We start from the raw sequence: 24,513 nt of genomic DNA, 5'->3' as shown, positions 1-24,513 counted from the left end.
TTAATCGCGTGGTGGCGGCGGTGGGGCCAAAACTTCACGGTTACCGTTGTGTCCGGGTGGACTCACTATACCTTGCGCTTCGAGCTGGTCGACGATTCTGGCTGCCCGGTTATAACCAATTTTAAATCTGCGCTGAACACCGGATACAGACCCTCTGCGGCTCTCTGTCACGAATTCGACAACCTGATCAAAAAGCTGATCAAGCTCCTCGCCATCTCCTGCAGTGGGTGCCTCACCGGGAAGTAACGCATCGCTCCCCTGATCACCACTGGTTATCTCAGAAATATATTGAGGTTTACCGCGTGCTTTCCAGTTACTTACCACACGGTGCACTTCATCATCGTTCACAAAAGCGCCGTGCACCCTAGCTGGATGGTTGGAGCCATTTGGCATAAACAGCATATCACCCATACCCAACAGCGACTCTGCTCCACCTTGGTCAAGAATGGTACGAGAGTCTGTTTTGGTTGACACGGTAAATGCCATACGGGTTGGTATGTTGGCCTTAATTAGACCTGTAATAACATCTACCGACGGGCGCTGTGTTGCCAGCACCAAGTGTATACCTGCCGCCCTCGCCTTCTGGGCAAGACGAGCAATTAGCTCTTCGACTTTTTTGCCCACTACCATCATAAGGTCAGCAAACTCGTCCACAATCACGACGATATAGGGCAGTTTCTCTAACTCAGGCGCGTTTTCATCCATGCTGTCCCCCGGTTTCCAGAGCGGATCTGGAATGGGATGATCTGCGTCATTGGCTTCTTTGACCTTGTCATTAAAGCCCTTAATATTTCTGACACCGAGTGCGGACATAAGTTTATAACGACGTTCCATCTCCGCCACACACCATCTCAAGGCATTGCCAGCATCTTTCATGTCCGTCACAACTTCAGTAAGCAGATGCGGAATTCCCTCATAAACAGACAACTCGAGCATCTTGGGATCGATCATTATGAAACGAACATCTTCCGGCGATGCCTTGTAGAGCATGCTAACAATCATCACGTTAACACCGACCGACTTACCAGAGCCCGTCGTACCCGCCACCAGCAAGTGAGGCGCTTTGGAAAGGTCAGTCACAATGGCTTCGCCAGCGATGTCTTTACCCAACACCACAGAGAGAGGAGATTTTGAGCTCGAAAATCTCTCACTGCCAACCACCTCAGACATGAAGACCGTTTCCCGGCTACTATTTGGCAATTCAAGGCCAATATAAGGTTTACCCGGTATAACCTCTACCACACGAACCGCACTAGTGGACAACGAGCGGGCAAGATCTTTTGCTAAGCCAGCAATTCGACTCACTTTTACGCCCGGGGCCAACTCCAGTTCAAAGCGAGTGATAACTGGCCCTGGATAAACGCCGACAACCCGAGCCTGAATTTTGTAATCCTCGAGCCGAGCCTCAACCAGCCTTGCAGTTTGCTCAAGTTCTTCCCTTGATGCCTGAGTTGCTGTTTTACGGGGAGGATCAAGAAGGTCCAACGTCGGAAGAGGTTCCGCCGGCTTAGGCATGTCAGGTTCGTGCTTCATAAGGAATGGATGGGTTGCACCTGCTGCGTTTTTCTGTGCCTCACGAACCGTTTCAAGAAAAGCTTCGTCATCAGACAATGCTTGCTCGTCGTCAGCTCCATTGGATGCTTGCTCGAGGCGTTCAAGCTCTGACAATCCATCAGTATTTTCAAATTCGATGTCAGCTACCGTATCTTCGGTTGTATGTTGAGCACTGCTTGCATCATGAGTTTCTTCTTCATCCAACGCTATATCTGTCTTGTCCGCAGTGAATTCTTCTGCGTGGTGAACTTCTGAAGTTGATGAAGACTCTTGATCTGTCGGCAACAAAACTGGTGACTCGATCATTTCCTGTTGAGAAGCTGGCTCTACAAGACTTAAATCGCCAATCTCTGGCTCATTCATCTCGGACTGTTCAACAGCTTGTTCTGGGCCCTCAGGTCTATCCTCACCCGCAAAGACGATTTTGGGTTTGGATTCAGGTTTTTCGAACGTATCCGGCACCGCTCGCTGAGCTTTATTCAAGCGGCTAATATCGGTGAGTTGTCTGCTCCCATGATTAGCAGGGACAGAAAAATCAGGCGTTTCGCTCTCTCCAATACTTTTTGTATTTGAGGAGAAGGTTTGCGGCTTGTCGTTGCGGATTCGATTTATCGCCCATGTAACCCCGTTAAGCGTTACTTCACCCAGCTTATCGACAATGGTCAGCCATGAGATCCCAGTGAATAGGGTGAACCCGGCAGCCCAGAAAAAGAGTAGCGATAACGTGGTACCAAGAACATTTAGCAACGGAATCAACACACTGTTGAGCACATCGCCAACAACTCCGCCTGAGGAGTAGTACCAAAAATCATCAAAATTAAGATCGGCTAAGCCACAACTCGACAAAAAGAGTGTGATCATACCAAGGATACGACTGGCTAAAATCGTATATTGCAGAGGTTCGGATTCGGTGCGTCGTCTGAGGAAGACCCAACCTGCCAACAATAATACCGCTGGAAGAAGATAAGCCAGTTTGCCAAGAGCAAAAAATAAAGTGTCTGCAACAAAAGCGCCCAATGAACCAGCCGCATTGCCAATTGGGCTGTCTTGCGCAGTCTGCGACCAAGACGGGTCAGCTGGGTCATACGTCATGAGGGCAACAGCAATGAAGACAGCTGCCAGCAACGCCAAAATCAGCGTACTTTCTTTGAGTCTTTGAGCACCATTAAGCCGGGACAGTTTTTTATCCTGCGCTTTTTGTTCTTGTTGTAAGGAAAACTCCATTATCACCCGTTTTATTGTTCATTTGTTTGTAAGCGGTACCCATTGCATGTTGGCTCCAGCGAGTGATACCTCGGCATTCGCCATCATTTTACCGATTTGAATGTGTTTGCAGCTACCAGAAAAAGTGTACACCAAACAAAAAAACAAACCGAGCAACATAGTTGCCCGGTTTGGATGGTTGATCATTGCTTATACGCTAAATAACTAATTGTGTGATGAATCACACAATTAGTTAAATGAACTGTCAGCGGGTTTTGATTACCAGATGATTGGTTTGTTTCACTTCTTCCATCACAACATATGTTCTGGTGTCGTTAACGCCCGGTAAGCGCAGCAGGGTTTCACCCAGAAGCTTACGGTAAGCAGACATATCAGATACACGGGTCTTGAGCAGATAGTCAAAATCACCAGATACCAGATGACATTCCTGAATATCTTCTAGTTGCTGAACAGCTTTATTGAACTGGTCAAACACATCAGGCGCACCACGGTTTAACGTGATCTCAACAAACACAAGCAGTGAAGCATCAAGAAACTGGGGGTTGAGCAACGCAGTATAGCCGTTGATGTATCCCTGACGTTCGAGGCGTCTAACCCTTTCAAGGCAAGGTGTAGGCGATAGGCCCACGCGCTTTGAAAGTTCAACATTTGACACCCGGCCGTCCTTCTGAAGTTCATTCAGAATATTCCTGTCTATCCGGTCCAACTCCTTGGAGGGTTTTTTCTTGGCGTCTACCATTTTTTATTCCACCTTATTTCTTCCTTGCAATAATAAATTCCGTTTTTATTAATAAATAACAAATATTCAGTATCAAATGTTGCCATACGAGAACTATACTAGCTTTAAATATAACATTTCAAGAACATTTGTAGCAAATAACACCAATTTGGAGTGAGAATTCAGGATGATCATTGGCGTACCTAAAGAAATTAAAAACCATGAATATCGTGTAGGCATGGTCCCTGCCAGTGTACGTGAACTTGTTTCACATGGTCACACTGTTTATGTAGAAACAAAAGCTGGCGCAGGCATTGGCTTCAGTGACAACGACTACATTAAAGCTGGTGCTTCTATTCTCGGCAGCGCAGAAGAAGTATTTGCCACAGCTGAGATGATTGTCAAAGTTAAAGAGCCGCAGGCAGTTGAACGTGCCATGCTTCGTGAAGGACAGATATTGTTTACCTATCTGCACCTTGCACCAGATTTTCCACAAACCGAAGACCTTATCAAGAGTAAAGCCATCTGTATAGCTTATGAAACGGTTACAGACGCTAAAGGTAGACTGCCACTTCTTGCACCAATGTCTGAAGTTGCAGGACGTATGTCTATTCAAGCCGGTGCTCAAGCACTGGAGAAGTCGCATGGTGGCGCAGGTGTGTTACTAGGTGGTGTTCCGGGTGTTGAACCAGCGAAGATTGTTGTACTTGGCGGTGGTGTTGTAGGTTCAAATGCAGCAAGAATGGCTGTTGGCCTGCGTGCAGACGTTACTATCCTTGATAGAAACATCGATACCCTACGCGCTCTCGACGAAGAGTTTGAAGGCAAAGCGAAAGTTGTGTACTCAACTGAAGAAACGCTGGAAAGACACGTACTGAATGCAGACCTAGTGATCGGCGCTGTCCTGATTCCAGGCGCTGCAGCACCTAAACTGGTTAACAAAAACCACATCAAAAACATGAAGCCGGGTGCAGCAGTGGTTGACGTTGCGATTGACCAAGGTGGATGTTTTGAAACCTCTCATGCAACGACGCACGCGGAACCTACTTATATTGTCGATGACGTTGTTCACTATTGTGTTGCTAACATGCCTGGTGCAGTTGCACGTACATCCACTTTTGCACTAAACAACGCGACTCTTCCGTATATAGTTAAACTGGCTAACAAAGGTTATCGCGAAGCATTGCTAGATGACCGTGGTTTCCTTGGTGGCCTGAACGTTATTGACGGGAAAGTAACCTGTAAAGAAGTCGCTGAAGCTTTCGACCTCGAGTTTGTAGATCCACTGACCGCACTTAAGCACTAATCACAGATAAGATTTACAGCTTACGAGAGGGCGCCCAGTGGGTGCCCTCTTTCTTTACCCCTCTAATTTCCCTACAATCACAAAATAAATTAAGAATACAGATAGTCCGGAGAACAAATGAGCAACGTACGACATGCAAACCTTCTAATTCTGGGCTCAGGGCCTGCAGGCTATACAGCAGCCGTTTATGCTGCGCGGGCAAACCTGAAACCAGTAATGATCACTGGCATGCAGCAGGGCGGACAGTTGACGACAACGACAGAAGTCGAAAACTGGCCCGGCGACCCGGAAGGACTCACTGGTCCAGCGCTGATGGATCGTATGAAAGAACACGCTGAAAAATTCGATACCGAAATTATTTTCGACCACATCAACGAAACTGATTTCAGTCAGCGACCATTCAGATTAATTGGTGATAACGGCGCTTATACCTGCGATGCACTGATCATTTCGACTGGCGCATCAGCACAGTATCTGGGTATGGAATCAGAAGAAAACTTCAAAGGCCGCGGTGTATCAGCCTGTGCAACCTGTGATGGCTTTTTCTATCGCAACCAGAAAGTGGCCGTGATCGGTGGCGGTAACACTGCGGTTGAGGAGGCACTGTACCTCGCTAACATCGCTTCAGAAGTTCATCTTATTCACCGCCGCGACTCATTCCGCGCAGAGAAAATTCTTGTAAATCGAATGATGGACAAAGTCGAGAATGGCAACATTGTTCTCCACACCGATCGCGTGCTTGATGAAGTGCTAGGCGACGACATGGGTGTAACAGGTGTACGTATTAAAGATACTACGTCGGATGCGACTGAAGAATTTGATGTAATGGGTGTTTTCGTTGCTATTGGCCATAAACCTAACACAGGGATATTCGAAGGCCAGGTAGACATGGAAAACGGTTACATTAAGGTTCAATCTGGACTGGAAGGCAACGCAACACAAACCAGTGTGGAAGGAGTTTTTGCCGCGGGTGACGTCATGGATCACACCTACCGTCAGGCAATTACCTCAGCAGGAACAGGATGTATGGCTGCGCTGGATGCTGAGCGTTATCTTGATGCTCTAAACGACAACTAAGAAATATTTATCTTACGGCCCGGTTTTACGCCGGGCTTTTTATTCCTGAGCCTCCCCTGGCATCAACTATTAGATCCTATGGATAAGAAAAAACATCGCTCGCTGCTCAAATGGCTACGAAGTCAAAATCAGCTAGCCAAATCCTGGATGATGGCCACTGTTGCATTGGCCTTTACATCCGGGCTTCTCCTACTCGCACAGGCTGCGCTGCTTGCCAATATTCTTCATCAGTTAATCATGGAGCAGACCCCTAAGTCTGAACTGATCTCGTCATTTATTGGACTGGCTGTCATTGTGTGCGTCCGTGCCTTTCTGAGCTGGGCAAAAGAGCAAACAGGTTACCGAGCAGGCGAGGTCATTCGCCTTCATATTCGAAAACTGATTCTTGATAAGCTCCATGCATTAGGTCCTGCAACAATTCACGGAAAGCCCGCTGGAAGCTGGGCAAGTCTGATCCTTGAGCAAGTCGAGGAGATGCAGGATTTCTTCGCACGATACATGCCGCAAATGTCTCTTGCCGTATTACTGCCGTTCATCATTCTGGTAGCTGTTTTCCCAATCAACTGGGCTGCGGGACTGATTTTTCTGATCACGGCTCCGCTCGTCCCGCTGTTTATGGCCTTGGTTGGCATGGGTGCAGCTGACGCAAACCGCCGAAACTTTAAGGCGATGCAGCGATTGTCTGGTCACTTTTATGACCGCCTGCGCGGCCTATCAACGATCCGTTTACTGGATCATGCAGAGGCCGAGACGGTGCAACTTAGAGCTGCCTCAGATGACTTCCGTCGCCGTACCATGGAAGTATTGCGAATGGCGTTTCTCTCTTCGGCAGTATTGGAGTTCTTCACGGCTATCTCTATTGCTATTACCGCTGTATATTTTGGCTTCAGCTTCCTGGGGGAACTAGACTTCGGCCACTATGGTGTGACTATCACCCTGTTCACAGCCGTTTTCGTGCTGGTGTTAGCGCCTGAGTTCTATCAACCACTGCGAGATTTAGGGACCTACTATCATGCCAAAGCACAGGCGATAGGTGCCGCAGAGTCGATTGTTAACTTTCTGAATGCCGATCCAGAGGGCCAGTCTACTGGTACTCAGACGACACCACTTGAGTCAGTCACTATTGAAGCTGTTGATTGTGAGGTGGTAAGTCCTGACGGTGTTGTCCTTGCCGGGCCGATGACATTTAGGATTCTGCCGGGTCAGCAGACCGTATTGGTCGGCCCTAGCGGCGCAGGAAAAACCAGTCTGATGAATGCAGTGCTGGGTTTTCTCCCTTACAGGGGAAGTTTAAAGATAAATGGCATCGAGTTGCGGGACTTAAGCTTGGCACATTGGCGTAGCCACATCAGTTGGGTGGGACAAAACCCTCAGCTATTCCATGGCACCCTGCGAGACAATATTGTTTTGGCTAACCCTGAAGCTTCAGATGATGAGGTGAAGGCAGTATCAAAAGCAGCATTTGCCGATGAATTCATTCAGCGTCTCGAAAAAGGCGATCAACACCCGGTCGGCGACCGCGCAAGCGGGATCTCGGTGGGTCAGGCGCAGCGTATCGCTGTTGCACGGGCGCTCCTGCAGAATGGTAGTTTCTGGTTATTGGATGAACCCACAGCAAGCCTTGACGCTAACAGTGAAAAATTAGTTCTCGATAGCCTTAAAATTGCGACCCAAGGAACAACGACCCTGATGATTAGCCATCGTCTTGATGAATTACACAACGCAGATCAAGTCTGGGTGATGGAAAACGGCCAGTTGGTTCAGCAAGGAAAATTTTCAGACTTAAAAGAGCAAGGTCTACTCGCCGAGATGTACAACTCAATCGACCGGAGTGATTTAGATGCGTGATCTTCTACCATTCCTTCGTCTATACAGAAAACACTGGGTTGGCCTGACCCTTGGCATGATACTGGCCTTGGCAACACTATGCGCAGCCATTGGTCTATTAACCCTCTCCGGGTGGTTTATTGCAGCATCTGCAGTAGCTGGTTTAACGGTTGGCAGCAACTTTAACTACATGTTGCCAGCTGGCGGAGTGCGAGGTCTCTCAATCGCAAGAACGGCGGGACGATGGGGAGAGCGAGTGGTAAGCCATAATGCTACCTTCAAGTTACTTGCAGACCTGCGTATCTTCTTTTTCCAGCGACTGACGCCGTTAATACCGGGTCGCCTTGGATCGCTTCGAGATGCCGATATTCTTAACCGCATGGTTGCTGATGTCGACGCCATGGATCATGTCTACCTGCGTCTGGTCAGCCCATTATTGGTTGGCTCGTTAGGTATTATTGCTGTCAGCAGTTTTCTGTATTGGTTCGAGCCCACGCTTGGACTGACACTTGGCGCGATTTTGCTGACACTTATGCTGACGTTACCGGTTATTTTCTATCGCTTGGGTGCGGATCACGGCAAGTCGATTGCTCAGACCCGATCAAGCCTGCGGATATCTTTGCTTGACTGGATTCAGGGGCATGCCGAACTCAATATTTTTGGCGCAGCACAACGCTATCGTGACGATGCAGAATCACAACAAAATACTCTGTTAGCATCACAAAGACGGATGGCCGCGATCACGGGCCTCGCCAGTGCTTTTATGGTGGCGGCAAATGGTTTAACGCTGGTGCTAATGATTTGGCTCGCTGCAGACGGTATAGGCGGTAACAAGCCAGATCCTATGGTTGCTATGGTTGCCTTCGCCACTATGGCTAGCTTTGAGCTCATGGCTCCAGTTGCAGGTGCATTTCAGTATTTAGGGCAGACCATAACCTCTGCTGGTCGTCTCAATGAAATTCTCGAAACGACACCGGATACTGTCTTTGATCCTCAAGGTCACCAAGTACTAGCAAGAGGTAACATCAGGTTTGACGGTGTAACGTTCCGCTACCACGGCGCACAACAGGATGCAGTCTCCGATATCAGCCTCAGTATCAAACAGGGTGAGAAAATCGCGCTACTGGGAAGAACAGGCTGTGGTAAATCAACGCTGCTTCAATTGATTACGAGGAACTGGGATCCTCGTGAGGGACAAATATTCATTGATGATGTCCCTCTTACCCAGTGGCAAGAGTCTACATTGCGTCAGTCAATCGCTGTTGTTAGCCAACGAGTCGATCTGTTTAATGGCACCCTGCGCAATAACCTCAGGATGGCAGCACCTAATGCCAGTGATGAATCCTTAGTGTCAGTACTAAATCAGGTTGGACTGCAGGTCTTGCTGGAAGAGCCCGGGCTGGATATGTGGCTTGGAGATGGTGGGCGATTGCTCTCTGGCGGTGAAAGACGCCGTCTGGGAATAGCTCGGGCCATGCTGAGAGACGCACCTATCTTACTTCTCGATGAGCCAACAGAAGGACTTGATGCGAAAACTGAGCAACAGATCCTCACCCTGCTCTTGGAACATGCCAAAGATAAGACCGTACTTTTCATCACACACCGCTTGGTCGGATTGCAACAGATGGATACGGTTTGCCTTATGGACGAGGGTGGAATTATTGAGCAAGGGAGCCATACAGCCCTCAAAAAACAGGGCGGACGCTACACGGCGTTATTAAACCGTCTGTCAACCTGCTGATAAGATAGAATGACAATAACAGAGGGAGAGAAATCTCCCTTTTGTTATTTTTGCTATCGAAGAAATCTTCCCTGCATAGAAACGAACGAAAAATCAATCACACAGCAGGAAAGGAGCGAAATCATCTCGTCGATAGACCTTGTCAGCTGACTTTTATATTTTACTTACAAATATTCAATGCTTTAATAGATATAAACCCAAACAGCTTGAAAAAAGTCATTATCAGGTTGGTTGAGAATATAACGAGAAGGTTTTTCGAACTGGTGTTTTATGACCATTTACTTGCCACCACTTGAAGATAATCCCAATTACTTTCCCCCTGTGTCAGACGCTCTGGACGACCCTGATGGCCTGCTTGCTATTGGCGGAGATCTTAGTACAAAGCGTTTACACCAAGCATACAGGCGCGGTATTTTCCCATGGTTTAGCAACAATGACCCTTATTTATGGTGGTCCCCATCAGAACGCGCGATATTCAGCGCACCGGACTTTACCCCCAACAAAAGCCTGAGAAAGTTCGCGCGCAAGGCTGACTACCGCGTATCAATCAATACTGCATTTTCAGATGTCATATATAATTGCGCACTCATTCGTGGCGACGATCAGGTCTGGATCACTCAAGAGATGCGAGAAGCTTACACTGAGCTGCACCTCAAGGGACTTTGTCACAGCGTTGAGGTTTGGTATCAGGATGAGCTGATTGGCGGTCTATACGGAGTCTCTGTCGGTCAAATGTTCTGTGGCGAATCCATGTTTTCTAAACGGTCCAATGCGTCAAAAATTGCTTTATGGGCTTTTTGCGAACACTTTTCAGCAGCTGGAGGCAAAGTCATTGACTGCCAAATGATGACGGAACATCTTGCATCGCTTGGCGCTGTCGCCATCAAAAGGGAGGAATTTATTCCACTGCTGGATACACTTAAAGATAAGTATCTCAAACATGAGGTTTATGATCCTCAATGGTTGATGGGTCAGGAAAACGATGATTAAGAAGTCCATCCAGCTTGGGATTATGCCGCCCTCGCCTTGCAGTTATCTTCCGGGACAAACGGAGTCGGTTGCTATCGTCATGGATGCAGACGTTCACTGTACCGATGCCTATCAGATACTATTGGAGTCAGGTTTCCGTCGAAGCGGAAACAGTATTTATCGCCCTCAGTGCCTTCATTGTCAGGCCTGCCAATCATTGCGAATATCTGTCCCTGACTTCGAGCCAACGAAAAGTCAGAAACGTCAACTCAGCCAGCTGAAACGCTTGCGAACAGAGCTAAAACCCAACCTTGATGAAGCTTGGTTTCCTCTGTACAAAAAATACATTGAAGCACGTCATCGCAATGGATCAATGTATCCGGCAGATAGACAGGACTTCAGCAGCTTTATCGAGAGTGATTGGATGCAGACAGGCTACCTACACCTCTACCAGGAAGAAAAACTGATTGCCGTTGCAGTAACAGATATCTCCGAACGAGGTTACAGTGCTCTCTACAGCTTTTTTGAGCCCCACCATAAATGGTCTCTTGGTTCTCTCTGTGTACTGGCCCAACTCAACCATGCACGTGAAAACACAATTCATTGGCTCTATCTTGGCTTTCAAATCGATGGCTGCGAAGCGATGAATTACAAGTCACGGTTCAAACCACACCAACGATTTGTTGCTGGTAAATGGCGGTAAGCCACTGATTAAGCCGTTTCAGCCTCTTTTTGTTAACTTCGGCGACACTTATTCATGATTTTTGCTGGTCACTGACCATGCAAAGGGGTAGAATTCCGGCCTTGAAGTTTACAGATTCCTAGAATCAAGGCATTATCTGCCGGTTATAAAATGGCTGATGAATAGTCCAAGAGGATTAAATGGCAAAAGAAGACGTAATTGAAATGCAAGGTACCGTGCTGGATACCCTGCCAAACACAATGTTCCGTGTTGAGCTTGAGAATGGTCACGTAGTGACTGCTCATATTTCTGGAAAAATGCGCAAAAATTATATCCGCATCCTGACTGGTGACAAAGTTACCGTTGAGATGACTCCATACGATCTGTCTAAAGGTCGTATTATCTTCCGCGCGCGTTAATCCTCACGCCAGGCAAGATAGAAAAAACCCGGCTTTCGCCGGGTTTCTTTGTGTTAATTTTTTACGCTATCACGCCGGCTCCATCTCATCGCTGAAGCTGAACGTTAGCTTGTCGCTCTTGAGTCCAACTTTTACTGTTCCGCCGTTAACCAGACAACCGAACAACAGCTCGTTGGCCAGATTTTTCTTCATGTGATCCTGCATGACTCTCGCCATTGGCCTTGCTCCCATAGACTTGTCATAGCCTTTCGTCGCCAGCCACTTTTTGGCTTTGTCACTGACTTCAAGTGATACACCTCTCGCATCGAGCTGTGCTTGCAGTTCAACAATAAATTTATCAACAACCTGAAGAATGACAGCCTCATCAAGGTGGTTAAACCAAATGATGTTGTCCAGGCGATTTCGGAACTCTGGCGAGAATACCTTTTTGATTTCCGACATTGCATCTAAGCTGTGGTCCTGTTGGATCAGGCCGATAGACTTACGTACTGTCTCGCTGACACCCGCATTGGTTGTCATTACTAAGATAACATTACGGAAGTCAGCCTTACGGCCGTTGTTATCAGTCAGCGTACCGTTATCCATGACCTGTAGCAGTAGGTTAAAGACATCGGGATGCGCTTTCTCAATCTCATCAAGAAGCACGACAGAATGTGGGTGCTTAATTACAGCATCAGTCAGCAAACCGCCCTGGTCGTATCCGACGTAGCCCGGAGGCGCACCAATCAATCTACTGACTGTGTGGCGCTCCATGTACTCTGACATATCAAACCGTTGAAGCTCTATCCCCATAGACCTTGCGAGTTGGACTGTTACTTCGGTCTTACCTACACCAGTAGGACCTGCAAACAGGAATGAACCGACAGGCTTATTCTCAGCACCCAGACCTGCTCGGCTTAACTTTATCGCCTCACAGAGTGCGCCGATGGCTTCATCCTGACCAAACACCAGCATTTTAAGCTTACCTTCCAGTGTCTGAAGGATATCTTTGTCTGTTGAAGATACTGACTTCTCAGGAATACGAGCCATTTTGGCGACCATGTTTTCGATATCGCCCACGCTGATTGTCTTTTTGCGACGACTTGCGGGTGCCAAGCGACAACGTGCGCCAGCCTCATCAATCACGTCGATCGCTTTATCGGGAAGATGTCGCTCGTTGATATATTTCGCTGATAGCTCAACAGCAGCGCGGATGGCTTTGCTGGTGTACCTTACCTCGTGATGCGCCTCATATTTCGGCTTGAGGCCCATGAGTATTTTTGTGGTGTCGTCAACTGACGGTTCAACCACATCTATCTTCTGGAAGCGGCGGGCCAATGCGCGCTCTTTCTCGAAGATATTTGAATACTCTTGATAGGTCGTTGAACCAATGCAGCGCAATTTACCACTGGAGAGCAGAGGTTTGATCAGGTTTGCGGCGTCGACTTGACCGCCTGAGGCTGCACCTGCGCCAATGATAGTATGAATCTCATCGATAAACAGGACCGCATGATCTTCTTTCTCTAATTGCTTGAGTATCGTTTTAAACCGCTTCTCAAAATCACCACGATATTTCGTACCGGCAAGTAGAGAACCGATATCCAAAGAATAAATCACACAATCTTGGATAATCTCAGGAACCTGCCCTTCGACAATCCGCCATGCCAAGCCCTCAGCAATCGCTGTTTTACCAACGCCAGCTTCACCGACAAGTAACGGGTTGTTTTTACGACGGCGGCACAGCACTTGAATCGTTCGCTCCAATTCCTTTTCACGACCGATGAGTGGGTCTATGCCCCCGACTCTGGCAAGCTGATTTAGATTTGTTGCAAAATTCTCAAGGCGCTCTTCACCATTCCCTTCGACTGCTGCCTCATCAGATGGCATTTCGGACCCCGGTAACTCTTCATCAGAGCTCTTGGTCGTGCCATGGGAGATATAGTTAACGACATCAAGTCTGCTTATGTCGTTTTTCTTAAGGAGATAGGCAGCATGCGACTCCTGCTCACTAAAGATAGCGACAAGGACGTTGGCTCCGCTCACTTCACTTCTGCCAGATGACTGAACATGAAACACAGCTCGCTGCAGCACACGCTGAAAGCTAAGGGTTGGCTGAGTTTCACGGCTGTCGTCGTCAGCAGGTATTAGAGGGGTGGTTTGTTCAATAAATGCATCGAGTTCCTTTCTCAGAGCATCTATGTCCGCACGGCAAGCTAGGAGTGCTTCTCTCGCCGCTACGTTTTCTAGTAGCGCCATTAAGAGATGTTCGACAGTCATAAACTCGTGCCGTTTTTCCCTGGCTTTGGCAAACGCTCCGTTGAGGCTCGCTTCAAGTTCTTTGTTCAGCATAAGGCACCTCCCTCAATAAACCACGATTTGGTGTGCCGGAGAGAGAAATCTACTCCCTCAACTCAGGCTTTTTCCATTGTGCACAACAGTGGGTGTTGATGTTCTTTTGCATACATCATTACCTGTGCAACTTTCATTTCAGCGACTTCCGCGGTGTAGACGCCACAAACAGCTTTTCCTTGGTAATGAACTGCCAGCATTAGCTGTGTCGCATCTTCCAGATCTTTCGAAAAAAAACGCTGAAGCACTTCGACGACAAACTCCATAGGTGTGTAATCGTCATTATTCAAAAGAACCTTATACATTGATGGCGGTTTCGCTTTTGTTTCCTGCGTTTCCGCTACATCAGTATCTGGGACTATCCACTCGTACAATTTGCTCATAACAGTTTTATTATCTTAAAGGTAGCTATATCTCTCTTTCGAAACAACCATTTATCCCGAAACCCGTCCTCTTCCTTATTAGACAGTAAAAGAATCACCACCACTACTTAAAACCTAATTCACAGATTGTATTCCAGCAAACCTCACATTGCTATGCTTGTTGTCAGGAAACAAACTTTTTATAACCCCTACGACATTATGAAAGCAAATATCATTTAGCAGACCACCAATATACGAAAGGCGTGTTTTTGAACATTATTCATTTCCCAGATAATTTCTTTTCTTTATAACGTAAAAATGTGACCACTATTTCTGTATAAGTAAATAGACAAAACGAATAATAGGATTCTGTCGATTTCACATTTAAAAAAAACTTTATTAAAGCCTAATCTATATGCAGACAGTTTTATTTTTTTTCGTCTGTTGATATCAAGTTTTTGAATGAAGGAAATGTACGAAAATCATACAGAGATTAAATTTAAGTCATTGTTATTAATTATTTTACATACAAAAATTAGTTTTATTATCCTTGTTCAATAATACGCCAAATAGAGTAATTGATAACAAACTCACACTATATATGGACAATAAATAATCTCACCTCGTATCAAAAATGCAACAAACTGATACATGAATAACACATATACCTCATAGCGCACAAAGCCACTCATTTTAATTAAAATATTGCTCTATCATCATTTGTGAGCTTGACTGCCCAAAAGTTTCTACTAGAGTGTGGATTGTAGTTAACAAACGCTGCATCAATTTCAACTGAGTAGTGTTCTCAAAGATGTAGGTATTTACTCATAGTTATGCAATTTGAATGCAAGAGGGAAGTTTCACATGGCAACTGGTACGGTTAAGTGGTTTAACAACGCAAAAGGATTCGGTTTTATTTGTCCAGATGATGGAGATGGTGACATCTTCGCACATTATTCGACCATCCAGATGGAAGGTTACCGCACTCTGAAAGCCGGCCAATCGGTTAATTACGAAGTGCAGGAAGGTCCAAAAGGATTTCACGCCAGTGAAATTGTTCCGGTAGAAAATGAAGCTGCTAAATAACTACAGATCGAGCGGCTCAACAAAATTCAGCTAGGATGGTGATTTGATAAATCATCATCCTTTTTTTACGTCTTGGCGTTTGTAAAAGAACAGCAAAACAACCGACAGACGAATTAACTAAACTGTATGCCCATGATCAAAAAAACCCAGCCGAAAAGCTGGGTTTTTTCATTAGAACGGGGACTGATTACATTTGGTCAATCATGTCCTGTGCAAACTCTGAACACTTACGCAGAGTCGCGCCGTCCATCAGACGCTCAAAATCATAGGTCACAGTCTTGTTGCTGATTGCTTTTTCCATTGAGGAAATGATTAGGTCAGCAGCTTCTGTCCAACCAAGGTGACGAAGCATCATTTCAGCAGACAGGATCAGTGAGCCTGGGTTTACTTTGTCCTGACCAGCGTACTTAGGTGCCGTTCCGTGAGTCGCTTCGAACAGCGCAACACCATCACCAATATTCGCACCAGGTGCAATACCAATGCCGCCAACTTGAGCAGCAAGTGCATCAGAAATGTAATCGCCGTTCAAGTTCATGGTTGCAATCACATCATACTCTGCAGGACGCAGCAGGATTTGCTGCAGGAAGGCATCTGCGATAACGTCTTTGATGATGATCTCTTTACCGGTATTTGGGTTTTTGAATGACATCCAAGGGCCGCCATCCAGCAACTCAGCACCAAACTCATCACGAGCTACTTCATAGCCCCAGTCTTTGAATGCACCTTCGGTGAACTTCATGATGTTACCTTTGTGTACCAAGGTCATCGAGTCACGATCGTTATCCACCGCGTATTGAATAGCAGCACGAACCAAGCGCTTTGTACCCTCTTCGGAAATTGGTTTGATACCAACACCGCACTGCTGAGGGAATCGAATCTTCGTTGCACCCATTTCTTCCTGCAGGAATTTAATAACTTTGTCAGCTTCTGCAGTGCCCGCTTTGAACTCAACACCAGCGTAGATATCTTCTGAGTTCTCACGGTAAATGACCATATCGGTCAGCTCTGGTTGTTTCAGAGGACTTGGCACACCCTCAAAGTAGCGAACTGGGCGAGCACAGATATAGAGGTCAAGCTCTTGGCGAAGTGCTACGTTTAGCGAACGGATACCACCGCCTACTGGCGTAGTAAGAGGGCCTTTAATTGCTACTTTGTAATCACGAATAAAATCAAGCGTCTCTTTTGGCAGCCACTCATCTTCACCGTATACCTGAGTAGATTTTTCACCTGTGTAGATTTCCATCCAAGAAATCTTACGGTCACCGCTGTACGCTTTCTCTACTGCAGCATCCACAACTTTGATCATTGCAGGGCTCACGTCCACACCAATGCCGTCACCTTCGATGTAAGGAATAACTGGGTTGTTTGGTACGATCAGTTTGCTTCCATCAAGGGTGATTTTCTGGCCATTTGCCGGAACGACAACTTTAGTTTCCATTAATACTCTCCTAGCGTCCATTTATGCTGTGTACATGCCATCAAAACATACTCCACAACCTTCCGGGGTACAGTCTAAAATCGCTTGTTTATATGTTTTCACGTATTAGATGCGGATGCTGTGGCAGTATTACAAAGATTGTTCTGTGTGGTGTAACATGTGGCCGAAAGAATACTTTAAAATCAGAAACAGGCCAATCAGATTATTCTATGTATAATACTGAGGTCTCATTTGTAGCCTGAGCTGATTGACATAACCCAATGACCTTTTCTCGAAAATCATTTCAAAAAAAATCAACGTCCTCCGACCAGTCTAAGTCAAACAAGAGGAAGCCTGTTTCGCGACAAATTCAAACAAAAAAGCGTGAGCGTGGACCCAAGCGCATCATATTACTTAATAAACCTTTCAACACGCTGACCCAGTTTACCGGTGAACCCGGAGACTCAACCTTATCTGACTTTGTGCCGATCAAAGATATTTACGCTGCAGGCAGACTAGATAAGGACAGCGAAGGACTTTTGGTGCTAACTAATGACGGTGCTTTGCAAGCTCGCTTGACCCAGCCTAAGTCCAAGCAACCGAAAACATATTGGGTGCAGGTAGAGGGGGTGCCAGACGATGCGACACTCGATCAACTCCGCAAAGGGGTAGAACTTAAGGATGGTTTAACCTTGCCCGCTGAGATAGAGAGAATTGATAGCCCTGATTTATGGCCCAGAAATCCCCCTGTCAGATTCAGAGCAAATATTCCGACCTCCTGGCTGGCGATTACTCTTCGAGAGGGAAGAAATCGTCAGGTTCGTCGAATGACAGCTCATGTCGGTCACCCTACCTTACGATTGGTTCGATATAGTATGGGTAGGTGGACGGTAGACGGACTTCAGCCCGGAGAATGGCGCGAAGTGTCAGCAAATAATGACACTTAAAATGGTCAAGAAAACGTGACTCGGTTCTCATCTGTTTCCAACGTCTTCTTTCTGTTAAACTCAGCCACCGATTTAATTACAGCATGAATTTCGCTATGTCAGACAACAGCACTAAAAAAGTTATCGTCGGTATGTCCGGAGGAGTCGACTCATCGGTTTCCGCTTACCTTCTTCTTCAACAAGGCTATCAGGTCGAAGGCCTGTTCATGAAAAACTGGGAAGAAGACGATAACGAAGAATACTGTTCAGCCGCAGAGGATCTGGCAGACGCGCAAGCTGTGTGTGACAAGCTCGGTATTACACTTCATACCATTAATTTTGCTGCAGAGTACTGGGACAATGTCTTCGAACATTTCCTGTCAGAATACAAAGCAGGCAGAACCCCAAACCCCGACATCCTTTGTAACAAAGAAATTAAATTTAAAGCCTTCCTGGAATTTGCGGGGGAAGTGTTAGAAGCCGATTACATTGCTATGGGTCACTATGTTCGTCGGACATTCCCGACGCACAGTGGCGAAAAGCCTCAAATGCTACGTGGTAAAGACAACAATAAAGACCAAAGCTATTTTCTTTACACGCTTAGCCATGATCAGGTTGCCAGAAGCTTGTTCCCTGTTGGTGAGCTTGAGAAGCCTGAGGTTAGACGTATTGCAGAAGAGCAAGGCTTGGTAACGGCAAAGAAAAAAGACTCAACCGGAATTTGCTTTATTGGTGAACGCAAGTTTACTGAGTTTCTCTCGCAATACCTACCCGCGCAACCCGGCCTTATCGAAACAACAGAAGGAAACGCGATTGGTGAGCATCAAGGCTTGATGTATCACACATTGGGGCAGCGTAAGGGCCTTCATATCGGCGGTCAAAAAGGGGGCAATGGTAATGAGGAGCCTTGGTATGTCGTCGATAAAGACATTAAGAGGAATGTGCTTATTGTCGGTCAAGGTCACAACCACCCTGCCCTTTTCTCAAATGGGTTAATTGCTGCACAACTTCACTGGGTTGACCGTACACCGATTCGCCAATCATTGAAGTGCACCGTGAAAACGCGATACCGCCAACAGGACATATCATGTACCATCGAGCCTGTGGATGAGCTGACCATAAAAGTAATATTCGACGAGCCACAAGCCGCGGTTACTCCCGGTCAGTCAGCAGTTTTTTATCTCGGTGATGTTTGCCTGGGTGGCGGGATCATCGAACAGCGTTTTTAGGAGTTTAGTTAGTGGCCAATACTTCATATGATCGTACCATTGCATTTGCGGGTATCTGTCAGGCGGTAAAACTGGTGCAGGACATTGCGCGAAATGGACAATGCGACAATGACGCGCTTCACACCAGCTTAAATAGTATTGTGGTCACTGACCCTAAAGGCACGGTTGAAGTTTTCGGTAAAGAAGAAAACCTCATGACTGGTTTGAAGGTAATGGTCGAAGAATTTGATACCGGCACCAACGGTGGAGAATTAACCCATTACCTGATCAACATCCTCGCATTGGAAAGAAAGCTCTCCGCCCGTCGTGACAGCCTTGCGCAACTCGGCGATAGGATCAGCACAATTCAGCGACAAATTACCCACTTTGACCTGCTTGATGATCAAATGATCAGCAATCTTGCCAGCGTCTATCTGGATACGATTAGCCCACTCGGCCCTCGTATTCAGGTAACAGGCTCGCCAGCCCAGCTTCAGCAGACAGGCGTTCAGCACAAAGTGCGCGCCCTGTTGCTCTCGGGTATGCGAAGCGCCGTTTTATGGCGACAGGTCGGCGGAAAACGCCGACACTTGATTTTTGGCCGAAAAAGCATGATTGAGCAGGCCAAAATTATTCTTGCCAGACATTCTTAATACACACGTTCAGGAGTTACATAATGGAACTGTCAGCACTGACTGCTGTTTCCCCGGTTGATGGCCGCTACGGTACGAAAACGATTGCGTTGAGATCTATCTTCAGCGAGTTTGGACTATTAAAATATCGTACCATCGTTGAAATTCGTTGGTTACAAAAGCTTGCTGCCACCGGATCAATTGCAGAAGTTCCCGCATTCAGTGCGGAAGCTAACGCGTTGCTGGATACTATCGCGTCTGATTTCAACGAAGCTGATGCGTTGCGAATCAAGGAAATTGAGCGAACAACAAACCACGACGTAAAAGCAGTTGAATATTTCCTGAAAGAGAAAGTTGCTGGCAATGAAGAACTGAATGCTGTCAATGAGTTCATTCACTTTGCCTGTACGTCTGAAGATATTAATAATCTTTCACACGCTTTGATGCTCAATGAAGCACGTGAGCAAGTCATCTTGCCAGAAATTCGCAATGTTATTGATGCGATAAAAAATCTCGCCAACGAGTACCGTGAAGTACCACTTCTCTCTCGTACTCACGGTCAACCTGCCTCGCCATCTACCATGGGTAAAGAAATGGCGAACGTTGTTTATCGTATGGAGCGTCAGTTCCGTCAGATCGAAAATGTTGAGATTCTCGGTAAAATAAACGGTGCAGTGGGTAACTATAACGCGCACCTTTCAGCCTACCCTGAAATTGACTGGCATCAGTATAGTGAAGAGTTTGTTACCTCACTTGGTATTGATTGGAACCCTTACACTACTCAAATTGAGCCACACGATTATATCGCGGAACTGTTTGATGCCATTTCGCGCTTTAACACCATTTTGATTGATTTCGACCGTGACGTTTGGGGCTATATCGCTTTAGGTCACTTTAAACAAAAAACGATTGCAGGTGAGATTGGTTCATCAACCATGCCACACAAAGTCAACCCTATCGACTTTGAAAACTCTGAGGGTAACCTCGGCTTGGCCAATGCCGTTTTTGCCCACCTGGGACAGAAACTTCCCGTGTCACGCTGGCAGCGCGATCTGACAGATTCTACTGTCCTCCGTAATCTGGGTGTTGGCTGTGGTTATGCCATCATCGCGTATACTTCAACCCTTAAAGGGATCAGCAAGCTGGAAGTCAACAGCGCTGCACTTGAAGCTGAACTGGATAAGAACTGGGAAGTGTTGGCAGAGCCTGTACAAACAGTGATGCGTCGCTATGGTATTGAAAAGCCATATGAGAAGTTGAAGGAACTTACTCGCGGTAAACGTGTAGATGGTGAAGGTATGCGTCAGTTTATCGATAGCCTTGAACTGCCTGAGTCTGAGAAAGAGCGCCTTAAAGAAATGACGCCAGCGAATTATATTGGTGATGCCATTTCTCTGACTGACAAACTATAAACACCCTTGTCAGTATGTGTTGAACCCGGGCATTTGTCCGGGTTTTTTCTATCTATGCATCCACAGATACGTAAATAGCACCCACTCAATCACACAGAAACCAGCGCATGTTCATATTCAACGCATCATTGCTCATGCGAGCGTATTAAGCCGTCATGTATGCTTTGCTCTTCTGATAGGTTAAATCTGGCAGGGAATAACGCTATACTTCAGCCAAATACAGAACAACATCCAACACTATGTATCAATTTAATTTTGACCTCGACCAGTTTCTGGCTGAATACTGGCACAAAAAGCCCACTATTATTCGAAACGGTTTTGTAGAGTTTGAAGACCCAATCAGCCCGGATGAGCTGGCGGGACTTGCCATGGAAGAAGAAATCGATTCCCGTTTTATCTCAAACGCAGAAGGAAAATGGGAAGTTCAACATGGCCCGTTCGACACGTTTGAACATTTTCCCGATACGCATTCTCAATTGATCGTGCAGGCCTCTAATCACTGGCACCCGGGTCCAAGAGCTCTGTCTGTTCCTTTTAGCGCCTTACCTAACTGGCTTTTCGACGATGTTATGACATGCCTGTCAATGCCCGGGGGCGGTGTAGGTCCGCACATTGATCAATATGATGTGTTCATCATACAGGGGATGGGAAAACGACAGTGGCGGGTTGGACCGCAAGGTGAATATCAGGATGCTAACCACGAAACAGGTCTTCGCCAGATCACTGGTTTTGATCCAATCATTGATGAGGAACTAAACCCGGGAGATATCCTCTATATCCCGCCCGGTTTCCCGCATGAGGGAGATACTAGTGAAGTCTCATTAAGTTATTCAATCGGTTATCGTTCACCAAAGAAACGGGAACTACTAAGCAGCTTCGCAGACCATATCATTTCAAATGAAAAAGGCGATAGCCATTACCACCAACCCAAGCTTCAAAGCCGTAAACAGAGTGGCATGATCCCCTCATCCGAATCTGATGAATTGAATCAGATGTTGCTGTCTTTACTCAATGATGATGCTATCAAAGCATGCTGGATGGGAGAGTTACTGAGTCAATCCAGACATGAACTGGATATTATGCCAGCTGAGCCGCCTTGGCAGCCTGCTGAACTCTTTGAGTTTGTTAATGATGGTTTGGTGCTTGAGCGCGTGGCCGGATTAAAGGCGCTCTACCATGAGGCAGATCCATCGGTCATTTTCATTAATGGCGAAACCTATCGACTCCCGGACAACTGCACAACAGCAGCAAGTCTTCTCTGTGACCAAGAGAGTTTTACTGGATCTCATATGCAAGAACTGACCGAAAATCCTGCATTTCTCGACCTCCTGTTAATGCTCTGTAATCAGGGATACTGGTATCCGCAGGCATAGATGAGCGCCAACAAAAAAGCCTTCCAAATTAGGAAGGCTTTTTTATGCGGTGAGAATCAAACGACAAATTGTCCAACTAAGCTTTGCTGCTGCTCTGACAGGGCAGCAAGCCGTTGACCAATTTCCGCCGAGCGTTCTGCATTGGTCAAAATACCTTCGCTTTGCTCCCGGATATTGGACACATTTCCGTTCACTTCCGCAGACACCGTCCGTTGCTCCTCAGCTGCTCTGGCAATTTGAGCATTAAGCTCCTCAATTGAGCGAATCGCTTCAGCGATGTTATCTAGACTGTTTGCGGCTTCTTCAACTTGCAAAGAGGTATCACCAGCAAGACGGTTTCCGTCCTCAATAGCTGCGACAACCAACTTTGTACCAACCCCCACTTCTTCGATAACTTCTCTGATTTGGCTGACTGATTCCTGAGTACGAATCGATAACTGTCTGACTTCTTCAGCAACCACTGCAAAGCCTTTGCCCTGATCGCCCGCTCTTGCAGCTTCTATAGCCGCATTAAGGGCAAGAAGATTCGTCTGGTCAGATACACCTTCGATAACTGTAAGGATTTGATTGATGTTGTCATTGCTGCGCTCAAGTTGCTCAACAACAGGTTTTGCAGAATTCATCCGCTCAACAAGGGTATTCATCGACTTGGCAGATTCTGTCGCCACCGATTGCCCGGAGGTAGCGGCAGTGGTTGCAGAGATAGCGGCATTCAACGCATTTTCTGTATGGCTTGCCACCTCGCTGGCCGTCATCGTCATCTGCTCTGCTGCCGTAGCAACAAGATCAACCTCACGGAACTGAGACTCACTGCCATCGCGGGTGTTACCGGCCACATCAGCGGCCCCATGCGCTGTCTTCTCAATTTCAGATACTGATTCGACGACATCACGAATGATCCCCTGAAGCTTATCAAGGAAACGGTTAAACCAGTTTGCCAACTCACCGACTTCATCTTGCTGTTTAAGCTCAATACGCTGAGTCAAGTCCCCTTCGCCACTTGCGATATCTTTAAGGCGCTCCACCACCACACGGATAGGTTTAACAATCTGATAAGCAGCAAAGTAAACAACCACTAGCCCCAGAGCGATAACGATCACGCCAATTAACCAGTTGGTTTTTTGAGAATTGGAGAATTGCTCCGCAACCACATTCTCTAATTTATAGGCGTCGGTCAACACGCTTTGGACAGGAAGCTGAATGTAAACTCCCCAGTTTGACGTTCCCGTATCGATGGGACGGAAAACCTGAAGCCATTTACCGTCAGACGTCCAGTTAACTTGAGTTTCACCACTATTTAGCCACTCTGGTAACGAGTGAGGCATGCTCTCATCCTGATAAATCAACTCACCGATGCGACTACTATCCTGATCCCATGCCGCGAGTACACCATTATCACTGATGATGCTAACATTCCCTACGCCATCATAGAGCTTACTGTCTACTTCGAGCAGAATTGACTCGAGCTGATTAAGATTAATATCCAAGCCCATGACACCAATAACTTTTCCATTGTCTATAAGGGGAACCGTTATTGATGAAGTCAACACTGATGAACCCGATTGGCCATTAATGTATGGAGGTAATATGCAGAAGTTTGAAGAACTGGCAGAGCATTGATACCAGTTTGAGACGAAGCCAGGCATACTCTCACTGCCGGAGATTTGCGCCTCTGTCAAAATTTTTCTGTCTGGCTCAGTTCCATTATTAAACCAGTATGCAGCAAAACGGCCTTTGTCATTACCCCCTGCATAATCGGCATCAACATAATTCCCATCTTCGCCATCCAGTTGATTGGGTTCGAAAACAACGTAGGCACCTTCAATATTACTGAAGTTTTCGACAGCCAGTTTGAGTATCTCACTGACTGAGTTACGTAATTCTGAACTATTGGTGTAATTTTCCTCAGCATTTCGTTTTAAGAACAGAACACTTTGAGCCAAAGTTTGAGAACGAAAAATCGCCTCATCGAGAAAACCTTTAACTCGAGTCGCCTCATTTTGCGCTTGGCTCAATACCAAGTTTTCTGTTTTGCCTTTCAGGGATGAAACAGATAACTGAGCAATCGTTTCCTTACTTTGATTGTTGAAGTAAGCCGAAATCGACAGCAATGCAATGGCAGTAAAAAGCAGGCAAAGGCCTGACACCAGTGTTACTTTCCATTGAACAGACAGCTTTTGCATAATCACGCTCCTTGCGTCCACAGCTACCAAAAGCGAGCATTGGTGTGTTTGTTGTCTTTATATCGAGTT

19 protein-coding genes are annotated in these 24,513 nt (G+C 46.5%); 13 read left to right on the top strand and 6 right to left on the bottom strand.

Annotated features, from left to right (window positions below; genetic code table 11):
* Both A8L45_RS06925 and lrp read right to left on the bottom strand, forming a co-directional pair.
* Entirely contained in the window at window positions 1-2,778 is a 2,778-nt protein-coding gene (locus A8L45_RS06925) for a DNA translocase FtsK (RefSeq protein WP_068900592.1), read from the bottom strand.
* A 244-nt stretch (window positions 2,779-3,022) separates the two neighbouring features.
* Complete coding sequence (gene lrp, locus A8L45_RS06920; RefSeq protein ID WP_068900590.1) at window positions 3,023-3,517, bottom strand: leucine-responsive transcriptional regulator Lrp; 495 nt, start codon at window positions 3,515-3,517, stop codon at window positions 3,023-3,025.
* A 166-nt stretch (window positions 3,518-3,683) separates the two neighbouring features.
* On the opposite strand from lrp, the gene ald reads away from it, so the two are divergent.
* From ald to infA, 7 genes are all read left to right on the top strand, one after another.
* On the top strand, window positions 3,684-4,802 hold the full coding sequence (gene ald / locus A8L45_RS06915) for an alanine dehydrogenase (protein WP_068900588.1): 1,119 nt from the start codon (window positions 3,684-3,686) through the stop codon (window positions 4,800-4,802).
* 117 nt (window positions 4,803-4,919) lie between these two features.
* Entirely contained in the window at window positions 4,920-5,879 is a 960-nt protein-coding gene (trxB, locus tag A8L45_RS06910; protein ID WP_068900586.1) for a thioredoxin-disulfide reductase, read from the top strand.
* Between the two features lie 78 nt (window positions 5,880-5,957).
* Entirely contained in the window at window positions 5,958-7,727 is a 1,770-nt protein-coding gene (cydD, locus tag A8L45_RS06905; RefSeq protein WP_068900585.1) for a heme ABC transporter permease/ATP-binding protein CydD, read from the top strand.
* On the top strand, window positions 7,720-9,447 hold the full coding sequence (gene cydC / locus A8L45_RS06900) for a heme ABC transporter ATP-binding protein/permease CydC (protein ID WP_068900583.1): 1,728 nt from the start codon (window positions 7,720-7,722) through the stop codon (window positions 9,445-9,447). Before cydD ends, cydC begins: the two co-directional genes overlap by 8 nt.
* A 270-nt stretch (window positions 9,448-9,717) precedes the next feature.
* Window positions 9,718-10,437, top strand: a complete 720-nt coding sequence (gene aat / locus A8L45_RS06895; RefSeq protein WP_068900580.1) for a leucyl/phenylalanyl-tRNA--protein transferase — start codon at window positions 9,718-9,720, stop codon at window positions 10,435-10,437.
* Entirely contained in the window at window positions 10,430-11,119 is a 690-nt protein-coding gene (locus A8L45_RS06890) for an arginyltransferase (protein WP_068900578.1), read from the top strand. Before aat ends, A8L45_RS06890 begins: the two co-directional genes overlap by 8 nt.
* Before the next feature lie 179 nt (window positions 11,120-11,298).
* Window positions 11,299-11,517, top strand: a complete 219-nt coding sequence (gene infA / locus A8L45_RS06885; protein ID WP_002539157.1) for a translation initiation factor IF-1 — start codon at window positions 11,299-11,301, stop codon at window positions 11,515-11,517.
* A 69-nt stretch (window positions 11,518-11,586) separates the two neighbouring features.
* Here the strand turns inward: infA and clpA are convergent, their stop codons facing one another.
* Together clpA and clpS are read right to left on the bottom strand one after the other, a co-directional pair.
* Window positions 11,587-13,845 carry an ATP-dependent Clp protease ATP-binding subunit ClpA gene (clpA, locus tag A8L45_RS06880; RefSeq protein WP_068900576.1) on the bottom strand — a complete coding sequence of 753 codons (2,259 nt, stop codon included), beginning with the start codon at window positions 13,843-13,845 and terminating at the stop codon, window positions 11,587-11,589.
* A 62-nt stretch (window positions 13,846-13,907) separates the two neighbouring features.
* Complete coding sequence (gene clpS, locus A8L45_RS06875; protein ID WP_068900574.1) at window positions 13,908-14,228, bottom strand: ATP-dependent Clp protease adapter ClpS; 321 nt, start codon at window positions 14,226-14,228, stop codon at window positions 13,908-13,910.
* 843 nt (window positions 14,229-15,071) lie between these two features.
* Here clpS and cspD point away from each other — a divergent pair.
* Window positions 15,072-15,293 carry a cold shock domain-containing protein CspD gene (cspD, locus tag A8L45_RS06870; RefSeq protein WP_068900573.1) on the top strand — a complete coding sequence of 74 codons (222 nt, stop codon included), beginning with the start codon at window positions 15,072-15,074 and terminating at the stop codon, window positions 15,291-15,293.
* Window positions 15,294-15,480: 187 nt separating this feature from the next.
* Here the strand turns inward: cspD and icd are convergent, their stop codons facing one another.
* Window positions 15,481-16,731 (bottom strand): NADP-dependent isocitrate dehydrogenase, encoded by a 1,251-nt coding sequence (gene icd, locus A8L45_RS06865; protein ID WP_068900571.1) that lies wholly within the window; start codon window positions 16,729-16,731, stop codon window positions 15,481-15,483.
* Window positions 16,732-16,991: 260 nt separating this feature from the next.
* On the opposite strand from icd, the gene A8L45_RS06860 reads away from it, so the two are divergent.
* The 5 genes from A8L45_RS06860 (at window position 16,992) to A8L45_RS06840 (ending at window position 22,261) form a co-directional block, all read left to right on the top strand.
* Entirely contained in the window at window positions 16,992-17,657 is a 666-nt protein-coding gene (locus A8L45_RS06860; protein ID WP_068900570.1) for a pseudouridine synthase, read from the top strand.
* Between the two features lie 95 nt (window positions 17,658-17,752).
* Window positions 17,753-18,865 (top strand): tRNA 2-thiouridine(34) synthase MnmA, encoded by a 1,113-nt coding sequence (gene mnmA / locus A8L45_RS06855; RefSeq protein WP_068900567.1) that lies wholly within the window; start codon window positions 17,753-17,755, stop codon window positions 18,863-18,865.
* 11 nt (window positions 18,866-18,876) lie between these two features.
* Complete coding sequence (hflD, locus tag A8L45_RS06850) at window positions 18,877-19,497, top strand: high frequency lysogenization protein HflD (RefSeq protein WP_068900565.1); 621 nt, start codon at window positions 18,877-18,879, stop codon at window positions 19,495-19,497.
* A gap of 23 nt (window positions 19,498-19,520) precedes the next feature.
* Window positions 19,521-20,888 (top strand): adenylosuccinate lyase, encoded by a 1,368-nt coding sequence (gene purB, locus A8L45_RS06845; RefSeq protein WP_068900563.1) that lies wholly within the window; start codon window positions 19,521-19,523, stop codon window positions 20,886-20,888.
* A gap of 239 nt (window positions 20,889-21,127) precedes the next feature.
* The gene (locus A8L45_RS06840) at window positions 21,128-22,261 is read left to right on the top strand and encodes a ribosomal protein uL16 3-hydroxylase (RefSeq protein ID WP_068900560.1); all 1,134 of its coding nucleotides are present in this window, start codon (window positions 21,128-21,130) and stop codon (window positions 22,259-22,261) included.
* Window positions 22,262-22,317: 56 nt separating this feature from the next.
* Here the strand turns inward: A8L45_RS06840 and A8L45_RS06835 are convergent, their stop codons facing one another.
* Window positions 22,318-24,444, bottom strand: a complete 2,127-nt coding sequence (locus A8L45_RS06835) for a methyl-accepting chemotaxis protein (protein ID WP_068900558.1) — start codon at window positions 24,442-24,444, stop codon at window positions 22,318-22,320.
* Between the last annotated feature and the right edge of the window lie 69 nt (window positions 24,445-24,513).

The organism is Veronia pacifica, from assembly GCF_001707825.1.
In the GTDB taxonomy this organism is placed as follows: Bacteria; Pseudomonadota; Gammaproteobacteria; order Enterobacterales; family Vibrionaceae; genus Veronia; species Veronia pacifica.
The sequence above is the reverse complement of the archived record's forward strand: the minus strand, read 5'-3'. Positions and strand labels throughout refer to the sequence as shown.